The organism is Pedobacter sp. UYEF25 (assembly GCF_054061655.1).
The window spans coordinates 185,686-208,134 of record NZ_JBSSEL010000006.1 but is presented as its reverse complement, the minus strand read 5'-3'; the positions used below and the strand labels follow the sequence as shown (position 1 = coordinate 208,134).

At 36.9% G+C, this 22,449-nt stretch carries 16 protein-coding genes; 8 read left to right on the top strand and 8 right to left on the bottom strand.

The features are described 5' to 3' along the window. Positions 1-261: 261 nt before the first annotated feature. Positions 262-1,341 carry an aminotransferase class V-fold PLP-dependent enzyme gene (locus ACVWYG_RS08290; RefSeq protein ID WP_457269717.1) on the bottom strand — a complete coding sequence of 360 codons (1,080 nt, stop codon included), beginning with the start codon at positions 1,339-1,341 and terminating at the stop codon, positions 262-264. Between the two features lie 91 nt (positions 1,342-1,432). On the opposite strand from ACVWYG_RS08290, the gene ACVWYG_RS08285 reads away from it, so the two are divergent. From ACVWYG_RS08285 to ACVWYG_RS08265, 5 genes are read left to right on the top strand one after another with little or no spacing between them, the layout of a single operon-like run. Further along, positions 1,433-2,818, top strand: a complete 1,386-nt coding sequence (locus tag ACVWYG_RS08285) for a mercuric reductase (protein ID WP_457269716.1) — start codon at positions 1,433-1,435, stop codon at positions 2,816-2,818. Then, on the top strand, positions 2,818-3,780 hold the full coding sequence (locus tag ACVWYG_RS08280) for an ABC transporter ATP-binding protein (protein ID WP_457269715.1): 963 nt from the start codon (positions 2,818-2,820) through the stop codon (positions 3,778-3,780). Before ACVWYG_RS08285 ends, ACVWYG_RS08280 begins: the two co-directional genes overlap by 1 nt. After that, positions 3,773-5,344, top strand: coding sequence for an ABC transporter permease/substrate-binding protein (locus ACVWYG_RS08275; protein WP_457269714.1), 1,572 nt, complete (start codon positions 3,773-3,775; stop codon positions 5,342-5,344). The genes ACVWYG_RS08280 and ACVWYG_RS08275 overlap by 8 nt, the downstream gene beginning before the upstream one ends. Further along, positions 5,344-6,492, top strand: coding sequence for an ergothioneine biosynthesis protein EgtB (gene egtB, locus ACVWYG_RS08270; protein ID WP_457269713.1), 1,149 nt, complete (start codon positions 5,344-5,346; stop codon positions 6,490-6,492). The genes ACVWYG_RS08275 and egtB overlap by 1 nt, the downstream gene beginning before the upstream one ends. Before the next feature lie 15 nt (positions 6,493-6,507). After that, positions 6,508-7,485 carry an L-histidine N(alpha)-methyltransferase gene (locus tag ACVWYG_RS08265; RefSeq protein WP_457269712.1) on the top strand — a complete coding sequence of 326 codons (978 nt, stop codon included), beginning with the start codon at positions 6,508-6,510 and terminating at the stop codon, positions 7,483-7,485. A 250-nt stretch (positions 7,486-7,735) separates the two neighbouring features. Here ACVWYG_RS08265 and ACVWYG_RS08260 read toward each other — a convergent pair whose 3' ends face one another. The 7 genes from ACVWYG_RS08260 to ACVWYG_RS08230 form a co-directional block, all read right to left on the bottom strand. Continuing rightward, positions 7,736-8,173, bottom strand: a complete 438-nt coding sequence (locus tag ACVWYG_RS08260) for a hypothetical protein (protein WP_457269711.1) — start codon at positions 8,171-8,173, stop codon at positions 7,736-7,738. A 129-nt stretch (positions 8,174-8,302) separates the two neighbouring features. Continuing rightward, positions 8,303-10,096, bottom strand: coding sequence for a S8 family serine peptidase (locus ACVWYG_RS08255; RefSeq protein WP_457269710.1), 1,794 nt, complete (start codon positions 10,094-10,096; stop codon positions 8,303-8,305). A 104-nt stretch (positions 10,097-10,200) separates the two neighbouring features. Beyond that, positions 10,201-12,027, bottom strand: a complete 1,827-nt coding sequence (uvrC, locus tag ACVWYG_RS08250; protein ID WP_457269709.1) for an excinuclease ABC subunit UvrC — start codon at positions 12,025-12,027, stop codon at positions 10,201-10,203. Between the two features lie 340 nt (positions 12,028-12,367). Next, positions 12,368-13,594, bottom strand: coding sequence for a DUF3999 family protein (locus tag ACVWYG_RS08245; RefSeq protein WP_457269708.1), 1,227 nt, complete (start codon positions 13,592-13,594; stop codon positions 12,368-12,370). Further along, positions 13,578-15,977, bottom strand: a complete 2,400-nt coding sequence (locus ACVWYG_RS08240; protein ID WP_457269707.1) for a DUF2339 domain-containing protein — start codon at positions 15,975-15,977, stop codon at positions 13,578-13,580. Before ACVWYG_RS08240 ends, ACVWYG_RS08245 begins: the two co-directional genes overlap by 17 nt. Before the next feature lie 245 nt (positions 15,978-16,222). Beyond that, complete coding sequence (gene bla, locus ACVWYG_RS08235) at positions 16,223-16,999, bottom strand: subclass B1 metallo-beta-lactamase (RefSeq protein ID WP_457269706.1); 777 nt, start codon at positions 16,997-16,999, stop codon at positions 16,223-16,225. Positions 17,000-17,326: 327 nt separating this feature from the next. Further along, positions 17,327-17,785, bottom strand: a complete 459-nt coding sequence (locus tag ACVWYG_RS08230) for a GyrI-like domain-containing protein (protein WP_457269705.1) — start codon at positions 17,783-17,785, stop codon at positions 17,327-17,329. 644 nt (positions 17,786-18,429) lie between these two features. Here ACVWYG_RS08230 and ACVWYG_RS08225 point away from each other — a divergent pair. The 3 genes from ACVWYG_RS08225 to ACVWYG_RS08215 all read left to right on the top strand — a co-directional run bounded on the left by ACVWYG_RS08225 (position 18,430) and on the right by ACVWYG_RS08215 (position 22,251). Beyond that, positions 18,430-19,818 carry an McrB family protein gene (locus tag ACVWYG_RS08225; protein ID WP_457269704.1) on the top strand — a complete coding sequence of 463 codons (1,389 nt, stop codon included), beginning with the start codon at positions 18,430-18,432 and terminating at the stop codon, positions 19,816-19,818. Further along, positions 19,815-21,206, top strand: coding sequence for a hypothetical protein (locus tag ACVWYG_RS08220; RefSeq protein WP_457269703.1), 1,392 nt, complete (start codon positions 19,815-19,817; stop codon positions 21,204-21,206). The genes ACVWYG_RS08225 and ACVWYG_RS08220 overlap by 4 nt, the downstream gene beginning before the upstream one ends. A 694-nt stretch (positions 21,207-21,900) precedes the next feature. Beyond that, positions 21,901-22,251 (top strand): single-stranded DNA-binding protein, encoded by a 351-nt coding sequence (locus ACVWYG_RS08215; protein ID WP_457269702.1) that lies wholly within the window; start codon positions 21,901-21,903, stop codon positions 22,249-22,251. Positions 22,252-22,449: the final 198 nt, after the last annotated feature.

The window sequence follows — 22,449 nt, the reverse complement described above, 5'->3', positions numbered from 1 at the left end:
GAGAGTAGGTCGGTGCCAGATCTTAAAGATGGATTCCCCGTAGCATGACGCTACGGGGATTTCCTGTTTATACACCCCGGCGGAAGCCGCAGACCGCAGACCGAACCTCAGACATCGTTCAACCGCGTAACCGATTGCAGAGATATCCTCTCAGCACGGAAAGAACATAAAAGATTGGAACTCAAATTCCCGCCTAAGTCGAGATAAAACTCAGCTAAGCAAGCTGCCAAAAACTGACTTTTAGAATTGTTTGCCTAAGTCTTATCCCTCACCATCTATTGTCGATAATAATTTTTCTAAATCGGCTATTTCGTTATAGAAATGAAAACCGATCCGTATTCCAGATCCTCTCCTTGTAAAAGCTATTTTTTTTGCCACAAGTTTTTCCAATACCGTCTCATCCAACTTCAAGTTAAATATCTGTTGAGTTAATCCCTGTTTTAGCAGTGGTCTACTTAAAACGTTTCGACGCTGAAATTCTTCTGCCGCTACACGTCCAAGATGGTTTATTTTTGCTTCAATGTAGTCCACTCCAATTTCGGTTCGTTCTACTATGGCTTGTTTCAAAGTGCCAAATGCTAAGGTGTCCAAATGCCCTGGCTCAAAAAAGGTAGCTAATATACTTCGATCCTTTAAAAAAGGTTCAGAAGGAACGGCTGTTTTTTTTGCTTTTTCGTAAATATTCCTAACTGCAAAATCCTTCAACAATATAAAAGCATTTCCGTATCCCGCCAACATCCACTTATAGCCGCTAGCACCCAAGAAATCGATACCACTATTTTTAAAATCCAAAGTTTCCGTGCCGCAGTATTGAGTTCCATCAACAGCGATGATTAGGTTTGGGAAATTTTGTTTGAGCCTTTTTAAAAGTGCTAAATTTATTTTGTAGCCATCTAAATATTGTACTAAGCTGCAAGCAAATACATCTGGGTTCATTTGCGTTATTTTTGCGAATAATTTTTCTTCAAGATCTACTGTTATTTGAATACTTTCGTTGGAAAATCTGTGTGTTTTAACTGCATGGTTAACAGAAGGATAATCACTTTCTAAAAGTAGAAACTTTAATGTTGGCTTAAGTCCTTGTAAAAAGGTATTGAAACCAAATGAAAAGTTGGGAACTAAAAAGCAAAATTCCCTTTCAGCGTTAAAAAAACTTGATACTAGGTCTCTAACTTCGTTTAAAAAAACTGCTTGCTTTTCTCTAAAATAACTCCCTTGATTTAGAAAGGATTTTTCGTGGCCACTACGCCATTCAAAAGTTTCTTTCGAGATAATACCGGAGCTTGCCGTATCCAAGTAAATCGAATATTGGAGTGCGGGATACTTGTGTTTAAAATCCATTTCCAAATATATAAATTAAACCCTGAGGAGGAGTGGCGATCTAAATCTCGGCTTTTGGAACTATTTTTTTTAAAATGTGTTATATTGACTTATGCAAAAAAGATACGACGCCATTATTATTGGTTCTGGTCAGGCTGGAAACCCACTAGCAAAGAAGCTTGCAGCCGCAGGAAAGAAAACGGCTGTAATTGAAAGAGATAAGGTTGGTGGCACTTGTATTAATGTTGGTTGCACTCCTACCAAAGCGATGGTTGCATCGGCCAAGGTGGCATATCAAACACGAAATGCCCAAGCGATGGGCGTTTTGACCGGTGACGTGAGCGTAGATATGAAGATTGTAAAACAGAGAACGAACGACATCGTTTCGTTGTTTAGGGATGGTGCACAAAAAGGATTGGAGAAGACAAAAAATCTAGATTTAATTTTTGGCGAAGCTTCTTTTGTCGGAAAGAGACAAGTACAAGTTGAGCGACGAGATGGAAAGCGGCTAACGTTGAAATCCGATTTAATTTTCATTGATACTGGTGCGGAAACAATTATTCCACCGATAAGCGGACTGAACGAGGTTGGCTATCTAACGTCTAGTAGTATTTTAGATCTACAGGAGGTTCCGAAGCATTTGTTAATTATTGGAGGAAATTATATAGGGCTTGAATTTGGTCAAATGTTTAGGCGGTTCGGGAGTGAAGTAACCATTGTAGAACGCTCAGAAAGGTTACTGAAAGGAGAAGAGAATGAAATTTCGGCAGCAGTTACAGAAATTTTAGGAGATGAAGGCATCGCTATTTTGACTAGTACCCAGGTAAATAAGTTATCACGTAAGGGCAAAAAAAGTATTTCCATTACATTGAAAAGCGGCGAAAGCTTAAAGCAAGTTGAGTGTACACATGTACTTGTTGCTGTCGGGCGAAAGTCTTCTGCACAATCACTTGATTTAAAAAAAGCAGGTGTAAAAGTTGATGAGAAGGGGTTTATAAAAATCAATAACAAGTTAGAGACAAACGTTAAAGGTATTTATGCACTTGGGGATGTAAAAGGCGGTCCTGCTTTTACTCATATTTCATATAATGATTACACAGTTGTTTCAAGAAATATTTTAGAAGGAAAAACCTTGTCAATTAAAAATAGGCAAATACCTTATTGTATGTTCACCGATCCTCAATTGGGGCGAATTGGGTTAACATCCGAACAGGCTAAGGAACAGAAAATAAAGCATAAGGTTGTTTCTCTTACCATGGATAAAGTGGGGAGGGCAATCGAGACTAACGAAAGTAAAGGCTTAATTATGGCCGTGGTAGATGTTTACTCTAAAAAGATTTTGGGAGCTTCTGTTTTGGCTGCGCAAGGTGGAGAAATAATGTCTGTTTTGCAGATGGCGATGGCAGGTGGACTTACCTACGAGCAATTGAGGTATTTTATTTTCGCACACCCAACTTACGCCGAGGCACTAAATAATTTATTTGTTCAACTTGATTGATGATTGAGTTAAAAAATGCAACTAAAGTCTTTGGGTTAAAGAAAGCGGTAGATGCTATTTCTTTAACAGTAAATGAAGGCGAAAGTCTGGTTCTTTTAGGAACGAGCGGCTGTGGCAAAACTACCACCTTAAAACTGATCAATCGTTTAATAGAACCAAGCGCAGGAGCGATTTTTTTGAATGGCAATAATATAGCTTTAATAAAACCGGAAATTTTACGCAGAGATATAGGCTATGTGCTTCAAAATATTGCACTTTTCCCCCATTATACAGTAGCGGAAAACATTGCTGTGGTGCCTAAAATGCTAGGATGGAGCGCAATGGAAATACAACGGCGCACATTACTATTATTAGAGAAATTACATTTACCATTAGATCTCCTTAAATTATTTCCTAAAGAATTGAGTGGTGGTCAGCAGCAGCGCATAGGCTTAGCTCGCGCTTTGGCTGCAAACCCGCCTATATTATTAATGGATGAACCTTTTGGTGCACTAGATAACATAACAAGAAGTAAAATTCAAGACGATTTCTTGGGCTTGGACGAGCTAAAAACTAAAACCATCATTATGGTTACACACGATGTGCAGGAAGCTTTTACGCTTGCTGATAGAATCTGTTTGATGCATGAAGGAAAAATAGTTCAAATTGGTACGCCCAAAGAATTGCTTTTTAAGCCTTCAGATTTTTTCACTAAATCATTTCTTGATGGTCAGCGGTTGGCTCTTCAGTTTAGTACGATAAACTTGACAGATTTAATGTACTATTTACCGAAAGAAAAAGGAGATGCCATTGAAAAGGTATCACAAACCATCTCTGTATGGCAGGCAATGGATAAACTTAGAGAAGCAACAAATGCAAGTTTAACAGTGTCTGGTAATTCTGAATCTGGCGACCGTGTTTTCAATTTTGATCAGTTGATGCAAGCATTTAGCCGTTATAAAAATGCCATTGCCAATGATTGAGCATAAGCAATCTTTGTGGCAATTTATGTATCAGGAAAGCGACAAGCTATCCCACCAAACATTACAACATTTAGGCTTGACCTTTATTTCGTTGTTTTTTGCGATCGCAATTGGGCTTCCGTTGGGTATTTTGGTTGCTAGAAAGCAGAAATTTGCTCCAGGGATTTTAGGGTTTGCAGGCGTATTACAAACCATTCCAAGTATTGCGCTTTTGGGCTTTATGATCCCCGTTCTGGGGATTGGCGTGAAACCTGCAATTGTGGCATTGCTAATTTATGCGCTTTTGCCAATCATTAGAAACACTTATACGGGGATCGTTGGGATCGATCCTTATATCGTAGAGGCCGCGCGGGCAATGGGAATGACAAATAACCAATTGTTGCTTAAAGTGCAGCTGCCACTTGCTATGCCTGTTATTTTGGCAGGGGTGAGGACCGCAACCGTTATAAATGTAGGTGTTGCGACTTTAGCATCTTACATCGCCGCAGGTGGTTTGGGTGAATTTATTTTTGGAGGTATTTCCTTAAACAATACCAATATGATCCTTGCGGGGGCTATTCCTGCTGCTTTACTTGCGGTTATTTTAGATTTTCTGCTTTCGCTGATTCAAAAATTTGATCCAAGAAAATTAAAGTGGTTTTTTTTATTAATTTTAATCGGCTCCGCTACTGTTGCTGCCTTTTATTTTTGGCCTACTACAAAAAACAATAAGCTTATAGCTGGTTTTACGCCCGAGTTTATGGGTAGACAAGATGGAGATTTAGGACTTAAATTAATTTACGGTTTGAAGATAAATACCACTGTGATTAGCGATGCAGTGATGTATAAAGCAGCGTTCGACAAAGAGTTAGATGTGATAAGTGGATATTCTACGGATGGCCGATTGAAAGCATTCGACCTCGTTATTTTAAAAGACGATAAAGGTATATTTCCGCCTTATTACGCGGCTCCCGTAGTTAGAGAAGATGCTTTAGTTAAGTTTCCTGAACTTGAAAAAACCTTGAATCTGTTGGCTGGAATAATTACCGATTCCGTTATGACTGAACTTAACTATCGAACAGATTACCTTCACCAAACACCAGAGCGGGTAGCAAAAGATTTTTTGCTGAGTAAAAAGCTGTTCAAAACCGAAAGAGCCGGACACAATGGAACCGTAAAAATTGGATCTAAGATTTTCGGCGAGCAATATATTCTTGCGAATATATATTCCATGTTGATTAAAGGATATACCAATTATGGTGTCGAGACAAAAACTGGTCTAGGGGGGACAAAAATTTGTTTTGATGCTTTGACAAATGATCAAATAGATTTTTATCCAGAATATACGGGTACGGGGCTTTTGGTATTGTTACAGCCTGATCCAGCTACGATTGCCAGAGTTAGTAAAACTAGTGATCAAACGTTTGAATATGTTAAAAAGGAATTTTTAAGAAAATATAAATTGCATTGGCTCAAACCAATCGGTTTTAATAATTCCTATGCACTTATGATGCGAAAAAAACAATCTGAAAAACTAGGTGTTAGATCAATTACTCAACTAAAAAACTATTTGGATAAGCATTAATGACAATTTTAGAGTATTTTATTAAGGTGAGAACCACCACAGAAAAGATTTGTGAACCACTACAAGTTGAAGATTATGTTGTACAACCAGTAATCGATGTGTCACCTCCAAAGTGGCACCTTGGGCACACGACTTGGTTTTTCGAAACGTTCATTCTCAAAAACTTTGATAAAGATTATGTGGTTTTCAATACAGATTACAACTACGTTTTCAATAGTTATTACGAAACGATTGGCGCAAGAGTTATCAGAACTGATCGGGGGAATTTAAGCAGGCCGAGCGTACAAGATGTGTATAAGTATAGAAAATTTGTAGATGAACACATGATTGCGTTCTTAAAGAAAGCAAATCTTTCTGAAATTGATGAGCTTATGTTGTTGGGTTTAAATCACGAGGAGCAACATCAAGAATTATTATTGACAGATATCAAATACATTTTAGGGAATAATCCTTTGTTCCCAGCTTACGGCGAGAGGCGAAGTATAGATAAACCCAACTCAAAAAGTTTGGATTTCCTCAATATCCCTGAAGGGATTTATGAAGTGGGTTTTCAAGGTGATGGCTTTTGTTTTGATAATGAGCTTAATAAGCATAAAGTGTATTTAAATGCGTTTTCCATCAGTCCTGTTTTGGTTAACAATGCAGATTATTTAGAATTTATTAACGCAGGTGGTTACAAAAATTTCAGTTATTGGCATGCGGATGGGTGGGAGTGGGTGAATATAAATAATGCCTCATCGCCAATGTATTGGCACAATGTCGATGGAAAATGGTTTAATTATACCTATTCTGGTTTGCAGGTTTTAGATATGGAAGCAACAGTTTGTCATGTAAATTACTATGAAGCATACGCTTTTGCAACGTGGAAAGGAATGAGGTTACCAACCGAATTTGAGTGGGAAATTGCTGCGAAACATTTTGATTGGGGTAGCAGATGGGAGTGGACAGAAAGTGCATATTTGCCTTATCCAGGATTTAATAAGGCACCGGGTGCCATTGGCGAGTACAATGGTAAGTTTATGGTCAATCAAAAAGTACTGCGTGGTGCATCTGAGGTAACTTCAGAAAATCACAGCAGAATTACTTATAGAAATTTTTTCCAGCCAAACTTGAAATGGCAGTTCACAGGGATACGTTTAGTTAAATAATCTATAGGATATTATATGGAAACCGTTATTGCAACAGAAGGTGTTGCCCAAATTAATAAACAATTTCTTGCAGACGTTATCGAAGGGTTAGACTCGGTGCCGAAGAAACTTCAGTCGAAATATTTTTACGACAAGCAAGGTGACAGGCTTTTTCAAGAAATAATGGCGTCGCCCGAATATTACCTCACTAGCTGTGAGATGGAAATAATGACAGAGCAATCTGTCGAGATTTCAGCTTTGCTATCTCGCAAGACTGGCGCGTTCGATTTAATTGAACTCGGTGCTGGAGATGGTACAAAGTCTATTCACCTACTTCAGCAGTTGATTACTGACAACGCTAGTTTTAATTACTTACCGATAGACATTTCCGAAAATGTTATTCATCATTTAAAAAAACAACTTCCCGCTCATCTTCCACAACTTCAAATGGAAGGCTTTGTGGGAGACTATTTCGATATGCTGGAAGAAGCGGTTAAGTTTAGCGGCAATAGAAAAGTGGTATTGTTTATGGGTGCAAATATCGGCAATATGCTCCCGACTGAGGCCGAGGCATTTTGCGTTAAATTGAAAGAATGTTTGAGCAAGGGCGACATGTTGATTATAGGTTTTGATTTAAAGAAAAATCCGAGAGAAATATTGGCCGCTTATAATGACAAGGAAGGGATTACTAAGCGTTTTAATTTAAATTTATTAAAACGAATAAATGCTGAACTTAACGCCAGTTTTATTTTAGATAATTTTGAGCACTATGCCAATTACGATCCTAAAACTGGCGCTTGCAAAAGCTATTTGATAAGTTTGACTGATCAACAAGTGAAGGTTGGGTCTACTCTTATTCATTTTGCAAAAAGTGAATATATTGATATGGAGATCTCTCAGAAGTATTCTATTCCGGACATTAATAAGTTAATGACAGATTCTGGCTTCCAGTATGCAGCAAACTTCTATGATACGAAAGACTATTTCGTTGATTCAGTGTGGTCTGTGAAGTAATAGAATAGACCATTACATTTCTAAAAAGAGGATTTTAGTTTCGCTTTATCGAACAAGCCGGGGGTTATTGTCCAATCTTTTTTATATCAGAATTCTCTAATGAAAGATTGTGTCTCGGAAATAACCAATTCAGTTATCGACTGTCCGGAATTAATGGATCACCGATAGTTAATTCGGTGGAAATTATACTTGTACTCCAAAGCAAAAGACCAATGACATTTGGCCAGCTAATCTAGAAACGAATCCTACATTAAAAGGTATCAGTGGAGAGTACGGTATCTCCTGTTGGCCTTGTAATGTCTGCATTGTTTTCTGCTGTAATAAAGATCATTTTCGGTACAAATGGAGTAATGGTTGTAAAACTGCTCTTTAAAGTGCTGGAAAAAAATCCGGAACCAGTGCGCAATTGACCAATGTTTTTTAATCCATTATCTTTGGTCTCCATCCAAACCACATAAACACTTCTTGATGGTTGAAGTCTAGTAGGTTGCGTAAGTCGCATTATTTCTATCGAAATAAGTTTATTCCCGTTGTCGTCTTTCGTTACTTTAGCATATCCTTGCGCAGCGGGAACAACTCTAGAAGTATTGAACATCACCTTGTTAGAGCAACTGCTAAGCGCTGTGCCTACAAAGAATAAAATAGATAAAAAAATACTGTTTTGTTTTGCGGTTTTGAAATAAATCATTTTGGTCTAATATAGTTTGATTAGTTTTTAAAATCTTTTCGGCGCTTAATGATAAAAAGATTGTAGCTCGATAATTCGAAAATTAATTTACAATGCTTTATCAAAGTCCCAAACTTATAAACAATTTTACTACTTATAAGTTTCCGCTAATTTGAGTGCATTATACGCGTTTACGATTCCGCCACTAACGCTTAAGTCCGAAAAATAGGCTCGAGTATTTGCACCTTTTTCATCTTTATATTTTACTTTATGATCTACCTTGGAAACAGATTTAATGATAATGTCACGAACTTGTTCAGGTTTTAGGTGTGGATAATAACTCAAAATTAAAGCAGCAAGTCCTGCAACAACAGGGGAAGCCATACTTGTACCATCTAGTTCTTCGTATTTTGCACCCGGTACGGAAGAATTGATCATAAATCCTGGTGCAAAAACATCAACCGTATATTTTCCATAGTTGGAAAAATCTGCCTTCAAATTGTCGTCATTCTTATACGTGCTTGCACCAACTTCAATCCAATTTCTTGCGTGTGGAAGTTGATACTTCGCCGAATCTAGAGGGATTGGTTTAGCGGTTGCCTTATAATTGCTTGGAGGATATCCGCCATATCCATAGCCATAATTTGGTTGCCGTTGTTGTTGTTGTTGTTTTGGATCTGGTGGTACAAACGCGGGTAAAACAGGTTTTTTATGTGTTGCTTTATAAGCTTCGGCTTCCTTGCTGTCATAAAACTTATTCGGATAATTTTCTTGGATGTCATTATTTTCATTGTCATTACCTGCTGCATGAACCAACAATACTCCTTTTTCATCGGCATATTTTACCGCGCTATCCACTGCTTTCTTATCCCACTTATATCCCTTGCCAAAACTCATGTTTATCACTTTTGCACCATTGTCTACCGCATACCTAATCCCATTGGCCACGTCTTTATCTCGCTCATCGCCGGTTGGTACTACTCTAATGGCCATAATACTTATGTTATTTGCAACACCATTTATACCAATTCCGTTATTTCTTTGAGCACCAATTATGCCAGATACATGAGTTCCATGTTTTGCATCCGGACCAGTAACATCGGTATTTCCATAATTTTTTTGGTAAGAATTGGAATAGTCATCGCCTACCAATTCCGCTCGCATATCATAATTAGGATTTAGGTTATATTTAAGCATGGCGTCGTATTGGGCGTAGGCATCCATAATATTGGCATAAAATTTTTCGAAACTTCCATCTTGCCTACTTCCTCTTTTAATAATGCTTTTTACCTGCTCTTCAGTTTCATCGTCAGGCTTATATAGTTCAACTTCTTCCAAGCTGGGCATCTTTTTGTTATTAATGATCGATACCGAATCTAACACTTTTTTGATTTTCACAATGACAGAATAGGTTTCGCTCGCTTCCTGATATTTCTTTCCAAAATCGCCAACAATTCTTTTATACAGTTTAAATTCTTCTTTTTGATTGCTATCTAACGGCGTTAGATTGGTTACAGATTGGTACTTCGGTTTATAAACCCTATATAGCCTAACCAGCTCTAAATTATCATATTGAAGGTCGCCTTTTTTAGAACCGATAAAATTCCATCCATGCACATCATCTACATAGCCATTTCCGTCATCATCTATGCCATTGCCTGGTATTTCCTTCGTATTTGTCCACAACACATTTTTTAAATCTGGGTGCGTAATGTCGACACCGCCGTCTATCACCGCTACAATAACTTTTTGTTTTGGTTGTTGATTTTTTATAATCTCCCGGTATGCTTTTTCTGTGCTGATGCCATAATAGCCACTTTCTGCTAAATCTAAATTAAACCAATTTGGTGGGAGTTTAACATCTTTTTTCTGTGCATTGGCAACAAGTTGTCCAAGGATTAACACGCTAAGAAACAACCACGATTTTAAATTCTTACACATCATTTTAATATTTACGTAATTAGACAATAATACGGTTTTATTGCGCTCAACCGGGCGATTTTACATCTTTTAACAATAAAAATCGGCACAGATTAATACAATTAAATCTAACCTAATTTGGCAGCTTGTTCCTGTTTTTCCGAAAAATAACTTAACAGCGTCGACAATTGTTTTTTGTTGAGTACTTCAGCAAGTTCAACATCAGTAGCCTCCTTTATTTTCTTCACCGATTTAAAGTGGGTAAGCAATTTGGCAGCAGTTGTTTTTCCAATGCCATCAATTTGCTCCAACTCAGTTTGCAAAGTACCTTTGTTTCGTTTTAATCGATGAAAAGTAATTCCAAATCGGTGCGCTTCATCTCTGAGCTGTTGAATAACTTTTAAGGTTTCAGATTTTTTATCAAGATAAAGTGGATAGGAGTCTCCAGGATAAAAAAGTTCTTCTAGTCTTTTGGCAATACCAATAATGGTTACTTTATTGTCTATGCCCAACAATTTTAAGCTTTTTACTGCGGATGAAAGTTGCCCTTTTCCGCCGTCTATGATGATAAGTTGTGGTAACGGCTGCTCTTCTTCCAATAGCCTTCGGTAGCGCCGAAAAACGGCTTCCTCCATTGTAGCGAAGTCGTTCGGGCCCTCAACGGTTTTTACGTTAAAATGCCGGTAATCTTTTTTGCTCGGTTTTGCATCTCTAAAAACGACCACCGCCGAAACGGGATATTTTCCTTGAAAGTTAGAGTTATCAAAACATTCTATGTGCGTTGGCAACTGCGAAAGACGCAAATCCTTTTGCATGGTTGTTAAAATGCGATCAGTGCGTAAATTGGGGTTGAGTTTTTCGTATTGATTTAGTTTTTCCTTTTTAAAGAACAGCACATTTTTCTGCGAAAGTTCCAATAACTTCTTTTTCTCGCCAAGCTTCGGGATTGTAAAACGAAGACTTTCATCTTGGAGGGCTGGCTCAAAGGGTACAATAATTTCTCTCGATGTACTTTTAAACTTTGTTCTAAATTCAAGCAATGCGGTGGTCAATAGTTCATCATCACTTTCATCTAATAGTTTCTTTATTTCTATGGTTTGGGTTTGGATGATTGATCCATTTACTACTTTGAGATAATTTACAAAAGCATACCGTTCATCAGAAGCGATGCTCACTACATCTAAATTGGTAATTGCAGTGTTCACTACGGTACTTTTGCTCTGATATTTTTCTAATACTTGCAGCCTGCGTGCGTAGGTATGCGCAAGCTCGAAAGCCATCTCTTCTGAAGCAGATTTAATTACCTGTTTCACTTCTCGGATGACATTGCCAATCTTTCCACTCAAAATTTGCTTAATTTCCTCAATGTTGCTGTTGTAGTCTGCTTCATTTTGATAATCCTGACAAGGGCCTTTGCAATTGCCAATTTGATATTCTAAGCAAACTTTAAACTTACCACTTTGTATGTTTTCTTCAGTCAATGGCAGATTGCAGGTTCGTAAAGGATAACTCTCTTTTATCAAATCCAAAATGGTGTGCATCATCCCAATCGACCCGTATGGGCCAAAGTAGGTAGACCCATCTTTAATTACTTTTCTTGTCCAAAATAAACGGGGAAAGCGCTCATTTTTTACGATAATCCATGGATAGGTTTTGTCATCTTTTAAATTGATGTTAAATTTTGGTTGATGCTTTTTGATCAGGCTATTTTCCAGCAGCCAAGCATCTATTTCAGTATCTACTATGGTAAAAGTTATTTTCCTTATTCGAGAGACAAGTACACGGGTTTTGCCGTTAAACTGTTGTTTATCCGTATTGAAGTAAGAAGCTACCCGATTTCGCAAATCTTTTGCTTTACCGATGTACATCAATTTTCCATCCACATCCCAATATTGGTAAACGCCAGGTTTATGCGGAATGGCTTCTAAAGCTCGTTTGTGATCAAAAACTCCCATGAGCTACAAAAATAAGAAAAAAGAGGGGAAGGGTTGGTTGTAAGTTTTATGATTAATGGTAGACGTTCTAAGTGTTTTGTGAAACGTTTAGTGTGATCCATTCAGATGCCTAAAGATTGTTTTTACTTAATAACCCAATATAAGTCGACAAAAGATGCAATGGGAAGAGGAGAAAGACGCCCGGATAGTTAAGATTTATAGGGCTGTCTTCTTGCGTAATTACATAAGATTTTAAAAGCCATTGTCTCTTACGGGTTATCGACTTCATAAGTTGACGAATCTCCATTGCGCTGAAGATTCCGATCTTATTTGTCCATTCTTTAAATTTCCACAGAATTTTTCAATTTCTCAACATTTTGAATGAAAACCAACCTAAAATAGCAATTATTGCGGCCATTAAAACCCATAACCAAGCTTTTTTTTCGAACAAGGGCTGCTCTGTATGAGTGGTAAAAGTAGGATTTTGTTGCTCGTTTCCAAGATTTACTATGGGAGGTTCTAAGGGAATTTTAGATTTAAATTTATCTAGATCGTAATTTGGAGCGGCTGATTTGGTATTGCCATAATACAAAGCATAATTGATATTTTGATTGTCGAATCTTGCCAATATCTCATAATTATTGCCCTTAATTTCAAAGTTTTTAAAGGTCAACGGCGCATTGTCATTGTTCAGAACCGTAACACGCAGACGTGTAGCCAAGGTATTTTTGAAATTGAAAGTTAATTCCTCTAGAGAACTTAACGTGCCTTCGGCAAGTAGCGCATAATTATAATTAATTCCTTTATCGGTCTTAAAACTATCTGTGGCATATTCTATTTTAATTGGGCGATAGAAATCGAATTTACGCGCTACATTAACCCTCAAATAAGAGACTGGAATTGGGTTTTCGAAAGAAATATTAGCGATCGTTTCTTGAGTTATTTTGTCGTTTTTTATTTGATAAGATCGTGTTTCGACGGCGTGATATACACCCTTTACAGTGTCTATCTTATAAATTTCAGCGTTATTTAAGTTTGGTTGTTTGTCTGCTTTTACCGCTAAACGGAAGTAAAGGAATTTGCTTTCTGGAAATTTAAGTGATGTGAAAACGTATTTTGTACTTGTATTTTCAATCGATAAAATCCGATAGTTTTTAAGGATTGTGAACCATTTTTTATTGTCGTTACTTCCTTCGAGGTTTACTTTCCAATCAAAATTTTTCTGTTCGAAATTTAGATGAAGTTCATTTATTGCAGCTTTGCTCGGCACTTCGAAGGTGTAGAAAAAACCATCCACATTGTTTGATATGTTGATGGTTTTTAAGGAAATCTCTGAAGATGTGACTTGATCGTCGAGTGTTTTAATAAGGTAAGGTACTTCTAGCGTATCATTTTTGGAAATGCCGAAAATCCTCAAATCTGCAAGATTTGGTTTGGCGTTGGCAAACAAACTGTTTGGCAGCGCCAAGCGTTGCCAAGTTTGATTAACCTTGCCAACGTCTCGTTTAAATTTAAATGCCCCCGTTTGGGCAAATAAACCAACAGCTATAAAAAGCAATATGCATGTTGATTTAAGTTTTAACATCATCTATAATAAGGTGTTTGTATTTGTTGTATAAAAACGAAATAATAAGTAATAAAACGCCTAACGATATGAGTACAACTGTTTTAGAAATTGTGCTGAGGTAAGCGATATCGTAAAAAAACAACTTAAGTAAGGTAATGCCAAAAATAACCATTGCACCGATCCGGAGAAACTTTTTCTTCTGCGCCAAACCCATCGAAATTAGAAAAAGTGAAAATACGCCCCAAAATATGCTCAAAGCTAATTTATAACTTCCACTTTTTTGTGTAAGGTCTAAAATGTTGAGCAATTCACTGCTCGATACCCACAACAATGAAATGTAAAAAACATAATCGTATGCTTTGACCAAATCACCCTTTAAATACCTACTTCTGCTTAATTTATAGCAAGCGTAAATTAAACCTGAAAATGCTAAAATTGCAAGGTAGCGGATCCAGATATTTTCAGCTCCACTAATGAAATATCTATCATTTTGTAACACAAAGTAATGTCTTAACTCACTTAAAATATAAAGTCCATGGGTTAAAAAAATAACGATAACAACCCCGTTGATAACCAAGTTTGCAATGGCCAAGTCTTTAGATTTTATCTTTTTAAGATTTATAAGCGTTAATCCAGCTGCGAATAACAAAGTGTAAATGTGCAGACAAACGTCTTTTAAAAGTTGGTAATTGTAATTGTATTGAAAACTGTAGTCATCTGCCTTGTTTTTTGGATTGGTATTGATTCGAGTAGATTGATATAGGTTATCAAAATATTTAGAAATCTCTAACCGAAACGCAACGTATATAATTAGAAGCAACATACTTGGAATGGCAAAGTTTAAAATCTGCTTCATCCAAAGCCATCCTTCTTTCTCATCTATAGCCGTTTGATTGTTTTGATGTAAGAGCGTAAATGCTACAATGGCTATAGAAGAGGTCAAAAATCCTACGTTAAAAAATGGTATTATTTGAATGTATTCCTTACCATAAAAGCTAGATGCGAGCATCCAATCTTGTGTCAAACTGAAAAAAGCCAAGAAGATCAGCGGATAAGATAATTTCTCATAGATAACTATTTTCTTTAAACGTCCGAGATAGAACAATAGTGACGCTTCTGCCAACCAAAATATGGTTACCCAACCACCATTTAATTGCACCGGAATCGCGAGCGTGATAAACGTAATAACCATTGCTAACACCAGATAAAATAAATTCTTATCGGCCAGTTTTTGCTTGTAAATTATTAAGCTTACAGCAAAATGCATTATTGCATTTGCAAGTGTAAATAAACCTAGTAAAGAGGCGCTTTCCTCTTGCGTGGATAAAATATAATAACCAACTCCGTAATAGATGAAGGCATTTAAAAGAATTGTCACTACATCCCACAAACCAAAAATTTCTTTTTTTCGCAACTTATAAGCAAGGTTGGCGATGTAGAAAATAACGAAAAATACGGACGCAAAAGTTAAGGAAATGGCGAAGGAATTGTCGTTTGGAACGAGGTTTAATCGCCAGCTTAAAAAAATCACCCACGTAAGTCCGAAAGATGCAAATAATAGCGATTTCCAATATTTTTTGAAACTCAAAACCAATATGCCGATGTTTATAATGGCCATATAAGTAAACAAAACGCCCACTTTTCCGGAGCCATCACTAAGCAAAAAGGGCACAGCATAGGCGCCCACTAATCCAATGTGCGCAATAACTGGTCTGTCATATTTTATAGCCGCAAAAATGGTAAATGAAGTAAAAAACACCATCAACGCAAAAGCGAAAAATTGCGGAATGAGCGCATAAAAGTCGTAGGCCGCAAAGGTGATTAAGTAGAATATGGCAATTGCGCCACTCACCAAAACGGCAGAAAAATTTTCATATCTTTCTTTTAGTTTGATGGCAAAGGCCATTAAACCCAAGCCAACCGCATACCCCAATACAATACGTGTTAACGGACTAATCATATCGTGCTCTATCGCATATTTGGCACCAACGCCAACTCCGACAATCAAGATGAGTATTCCAATTTTGCTGATCAGGTTTTCGCCGACAAATTTTTCAAAGTCAGATTTAATCAAGTTTTCCCTATTGAACCGATTTTGAGCAGATAGCGGCGGATGCTGTGGTTGAGTGGTAGACTGTGCCTGTGGCCAAGATGGAGGCTGCATGTCTGTATCTAAGTTGCGGGTTGCGGCCGCATTTTTAGGTGGGAACATCGACTGCTGCGCAGGAATAGGCCGGGGCTCTGGCAATGGAAATGGTGTAGATTGTGTGGGTGATAAGTCGAAAGGTTGAAGTTTTTTTACTTCGTCTCTTAAAATCATTATCTCCGCTTCAAATCCTTGCTGGCGCAACAGTAAATTTTCTAATCTGAGATTAATGAGGTTGATTTGTTCGGAGTTGTTCATACTTTGAAGAAAATCGCTCTTTGGTTTGGTTGGATAAATATAGCAATTTGTTATAAGCTTAGCACAGCGATAAATAAATCGCTTTTAACCTAAATCCCGATTGTGATAAACCAACTGTTTAATAAAATTTCCTAATATTTTTCATATTCAATCCTGAAGTTAATTCGATCTAGATAAACAATTTCCGGAAAATTTTAATTTGAAATACTCACATAAGCCCGTTTAGAAGTTTACAGTTTCGGTATTTATTTAAATAAAGACGACGTGTAATGCAATAAATCTATGCCTCCCGACTTTCCATGACCAGGGATAATGATTAGCGCTCGTGGATAATTTTGGCTTACAGTTTCTACCGTTTTCGACCAAGCAGCTACATTTGCATCTTCTAAATTTCCTTTTTGGGCGCCCAATTCTTTAATTAAACATCCGCCAAATAAAACGCGCTCTGCCGGGAAATATCCAATAACATTGTCTTCTGTATGTCCTTCACCCAAAAACGCTGCGTACACTTTTTTATCGCCTATAGTCAGGTTAAGCTGGCGCTTAAATCCTTTTATAAAAGGCACAAATTTATTTCCAGCTCTTTTTAAAAACGCAATTGTTTTGGTTGATGCCACTATAGGAATCTGCCTCTTTTGAAATGCATCTAAACCGGCAATACAATCTTGGTGAAAGTGAGTCGGAATAACTGCCTTTACAGTTGTTTTCAAATTTTTATTTAGGTAGTTAATCAGTTCTTCAGCGCTTGCAGTAGTTGCTGGGGTGTCAAAAATAATTGCTTGATAATCATTTATAACAACCATCCCGTTGCAGGAAACATTGCCGAAATCGTTGGTTTTTAAGAAGGAGATGTGCTGATAAGTATGCGCAGACAACTTCACCAAAATAAGTTGCGCTGACTTATAAACAGTATCGTTTGGCAAGCTTTTAAAGGAAGTATTGGCTTGTACAAGATGGACAGAGAAAGCCATTATAGCAAAACTCCAGAAAACTAAGCAGGTATTATTTCTTGCATTTTTCATTGTTATGTTCCTAAGTGCTGCTAATTAAATTTAAGATAATTTAGTCAAATGTAGGTTTTTTTATGGCGTGCCCCAAGCTCCGCAAGGGTCGGGTCATCCGCTACAAATCCTCGCTTCGTTTCACTCTGCTGTGGGTTTTTCGCTTCTACCCCTCACGCGGAAAAGAATTCGAATGTCAGAAGTCAGGAATTTTGTAAAGCTTTTTTGTATTGCTGCCGCGAGCGTAGGACTTGAGCTAAGGATAAGCGGAACGCCCAAATAACTACGATTATTTTTTATCTAATTTAACTCCGATACCTACGGTTTTCAGTTATCAGCTTTCAGCAATCAGCTTTCCGCTTTAACCGAAATATAAATATCCACTTTAGAATCCTCACCTTTCTGTGAATCTGCTCCGTAAACTTCGAAGTCATAGGTATATTCTCGACTTAAATTTTTATCATTTGTCCAGATTCCGTTCCAAGTATTTACTACCGCATTTGGCATTTCGCCTTCGGCGGTAAAGATTTTAAAATTTGCTGCAGGAAATTCTCGGCCAACTAAGCCATCTGGAATTTCGCTTAAATCTTTTGCGGGAACGCCAATCATTGCGGTGTACTCGCCCGTAAAATCGCTTTCATAATCCGTATAAACACAAAGAATGTTGGTTGAAATTTTATTCGGAATCTTTTCCAATAGACTGTCGACAAAAAACTGTTGCCAAAGTGCACCCAAATCTTTTGAAGCTTGGTTGTCTTTATTTGTGGTTCGTACCGAAATGCCTATGAGGTTAAATCCTGCTTTCATATTTTCTTAATGTTTGATTTAATAATTCTGGTTTATGTTTATTAGCTCATTCGTTGCCTGTTTCTCTATAGTTGACTAATAAAAAATCGCTTCATATTCTCATTAGATTGTTAAGGTGAGGAACTTTGATGTTTCGATGGTAAAACTAATGAATGTTGAACCGATAAAAAAAAAGCGTTTTGTTAATTTTAATATAATTTTTTGTTAAAAGAAGAGTAACGCAAGAAATTGCTTGAAAAGAAGTCAGTAGGTTCGATCTTAGCGTAATGAATTTCGCATTTGCAGTTTTTGAGGATTGTTCGTTCTGTTTCGATTATTTTACTATCCATAGATTCTACCGGGTTCGTCAAATTCACTCATGACGGCAAAACTAAATGATAAAAGATAGGACCTTTGGATTTACCGGGGGTTAGCGATTTAGGTTAAGTTCAAAAACATATTATTTGATCTCAGTTTTGATCTCATCCGAAACTATGACTGATTATTATGTATATTTCGAAATATTAATCGATCTAAATTGTTAAATGTGGGCTCCCAATGATTCCTAAATATATAATTGCGAGATTATTTGAAGTACTTAAAATCGATTGGAAGCTTCTGTGGAGTTAAACGCGCACAGGACCAGCACTCAAAAAAAAGGAACCATGAGCATAGACAACATTAGGCAATTCATAAAAGAGAAAGCAGAACAATTCGGCGCTAAGACAGACAACGAATTTAATAAACCATATGTTGAAAGAAACAACACAGGACAAGAGGCTTTAAAAGACAACGGAGCATATTTCGGTTTTATTCATCCAGAGGAAGAAGCTTCGGGACCATTCCACGACTTCTCATTAACTATATTTCCAAATGACCAAGACAAACCGTGGTTAATCTGTTTGGGTATTGGTTCAAGCGGTTTTAAAAATGACTATGAACTTGCCACTTACCCTGGACTAAGACGGCTATTTTCTAAACTCATTAACGAAAATGGTTTTTGCAAATCGGACTTTTCGGATATAGAAACAAGTTTGCCAAAATCTACTACTGGTAGCCTAGATTTACAACACTTAAAAAACACAATAAAAACTTACACAAAGGTTTTACCTGCTTGCCAAATCGTTGATGACCCGGAAAGCGATGCCGGCAAAAAAATAATTGCTGTATTTGTAGCAGGCTATGCAAAACTTAGAGACTGGCCATCGAACAAAGACCATCGAAAAGCAATTTCTGATGCATTAGAACCTTTCCTCAAAGCAGAAACAATAGATGAAGCAGAAGAAATAAAAAATCTTTTGAATGAAAGAAAATACATTGTTCTACAAGGTCCTCCGGGAACTGGAAAAACAAGGACAGCAAAAGAGGTTGCTGAAAAAATTAAAGCAAAAACATTTTTTACTCAATTTCACGCAGAGACAAGTTTTTCAGATTTTATATTTGGTATACGGCCAGACCTTCATAGTAAAGAACTTAGCTACAAAGAAAATTTAGGAAGCTTTACGGAAGCCCTGAAGTATTCAAAAGAAAACGAGAATGAAAAAGTACTTTTAATAATTGACGAAATTAATAGAGCAAACCTTTCGAATGTTTTAGGGCCAATTTTCTATTTGTTTGAACACAAGATGGACAAGTCGAATGTTGAAATTGAAATCTCACCAGGCTTCAAGATTAATAAACTACCGGATAATTTTTCTGTAATCGCAACTATGAATACTGCTGACAGAAGCTTAGCGGTGGTTGACTTTGCGTTACGTAGACGATTTGCCTGGTACTCACTAAAACCTAAAGCAATAATTTCAAAACAATTCTTTAAAGAAGATTTTGCAAGAATTCAGGAAATTTTTGACTGGTATGCTTCAAGTAATGAACTTTCACTGCAACCAGGCCAAGGTTATTTTATTGCAGACAGTGAAGAGGAAATGACAAACCGCATCAAGTACGAAATATTCCCATTGATAAAAGAGTATTTGCAAGAAGGCTTGATTAGAAACGCCAAAGAAGAATTCAATAATTATTTTGCTGTCCGAATTAATCAATCACTTTTTGAATGAGCAAGTTTCTAGACGTTTTTTGTGAGGTTTCCTGCTTAACTGAACAGTCAAGACAGTTAAGTGGAATTGCTTTGCAAAAAAAATGGTTCAAGTCGGCTGACAAAAGAATAATTGGCCAGTACCTTCAAAAGTTCATAGACTACAATTCATCTCAATTCAAGTTTATAGGCGTTCATCCCTTTATCATTGGCTCCGATAAAAGTATTTCTTTGGCTTTCCGTTCTTCAAGTTTCATTGGTTCTATTCCACTAAGAGCATCTGACACAGGAAAACAAATTGGTGATTTTGTTGTAATGCCTAGGTTTACTGGCCGTGACAGGTTCGAAGATTATATTGAAATTCTGAATTTACTTGGAACAGAAATAAGTCCTGAAGTTATAGACAGTTTGCCACTTGCTTCAGGTAAAAACTTCCGACCACCGTTGTATTTAGAAGCTGTTAAATTCATTGCTTCGCTTGAAAAATTGATATCCAGACCTTGGCGTAAGTTTGACAATGTTGAAAAAATATCAAGCCAACCAACAGGACAAATTAATTGGAATAAATACATCAACACTGAATTCAAAATTGAAAATCGTTTAAAATTTCCTACTCGAAAAAATATCTTAAGTGAATTTCACAGTGAATATGCCGAAGTACGGTATGTGTTCGACATTTGCAAGAACGAGTTGCTTTCTTCAAACACACCACAAAGAATAAAAAACATAATTCGAGTAAAGCTAAATTTCATTGAAGAAAAGCTATATCACCACAAACCCAAAGCAACAAATAACATTGCGATAAAATCATCGGACAGCCCAACGGTAAAAACTTGTAAAGAACAAGCCAATAAGATACTAAACTTTAATTTGTTTGACAGCACAGCTTGGAGAGTTGACTTTTCAGACGTTTTCGAAAAATTCGTTCAACACATTTTTAAAGAGGTAGCTAAAGAAACGGGTGGAAAATTGTTTGCAAATTTCAAATTCCACTCAAGAACTTTTAAGCATTATTCTTGGGAGCTAAAACATATTGAACCTGACGCAATTTATCAGAAGGAGAACTTCTTAGTATTTATAGACGCTAAATACAAATCAAATCTTTACAACAAGTTCGACAACAGCGAAACCTTAAAAGATGACCACAGACACGATTTACATCAGATTATGGCATATTCATCGTTTAGTAAGACAGACTTTAAATATGGTTTTCTCTGTTATCCATCTGACCAATTAGAATTAAAAACAATAAAATATAAAAACGGAATTAACGACGTAACGAACACCGTTTCAATAATTGGAATTCCGTTGAAAACAAACAGTATTAACGAAGCGAAACGGCTACTTGTGAGTGAACTTAACGAAATTGGAAAACGAACTAATTACAGACCAAAGACCCTTCAAAAGTAATTTGGGGAGAAGACAATTAAGTTAACAGACCTAGGTTTCCACAGCAAGTAAATTAAAATTCATTCCACAATATAGCTTTTTCACTTGTTATTGCAGATATTGCTTTCGTCCTGATCAATTGATATTTGTTAATCGAAGAAAAAGAATTTATTAAAGCTGCCTTTTGCAAAAGAATAGAACTGAATATTAAAAATAATTGAATAAGCTGGTGTTGCTTTTAGCTGATGTTGGTTGATGGGAATAGGGTATTATTTAAAATCAAAGCTCCAAAATATTTCCGCGTTAAGGATTGAAGTGTAAATCCTTTTACCGTCGGGGTTAATGTTGCGGCATGGCTAGGTAAAAAGATTGAAACGTAAAGCCTGCCCCGAGGTTGGGCAGGGCGTGGCCGAGGGGAACGCCCAAACTACTCGAATCGTTTGAAATCATTTTCATTTACACAACACCATTATTCGAGCTTTTAAGTTGGAATCTCGATAACTTTAACTTCTCTTACTCACAAACAAAAAAAAATTTCAATTATCCATTTTCCTTCTAGCTCACTCCCAACCCACTTTATCCGATTATAACCGTTTATAATCGACTATATCCGTTTAACATCCGACTATAATTTATTCCCTGCTGCACCTTTGTTGTGTCGGTGGTTAGAAAAGCTGCTGTTCGTTAATCAATTCACAAACTAATTTTTATCATCATGGAAAGTGTAGTAAACAAAGTAATGTTAACAGGATTTGCAGGAGCAGATGCTGAAGTGAAAATCTTATCTGGCAATCAGAAATTGGCAAAAGTTAGCCTCGCAGTAAATGAGAATTTTAAGAATGCAGCAGGGGAGGAGACTAAAAAAACGCACTGGTTTAACCTTACCTTCTGGGGCGCAAAAGCAGACATTGCAGAAGAACAGATTAAGAAAGGAACAAGAATGACCATCGAAGGCAAATTGCAAACCAATAACTATATTGCAAAAGATGGTACCAAGCGTTACACTACTGATATTGTTGTGCACGAGCTTGTTTTGCAAGCTGGAGGTGCGTTGGAAACCGCTTAATTTTTTATTGAGATATCTTAATCCAATCTGCTAATTGCCGACAATAATTGTTAGGAGATTGCAGGTTGGCTTTTCATAATTTAGACTTGGGGTTATTAGAATCCTTATTAAATGGGCTCACTTTATTCTTTTCCTAAAAAGGTCTCTTCTCTGCCGCGCGCATTCCGATCCGGACGGGATCCTTTCTTTTTCTTTATG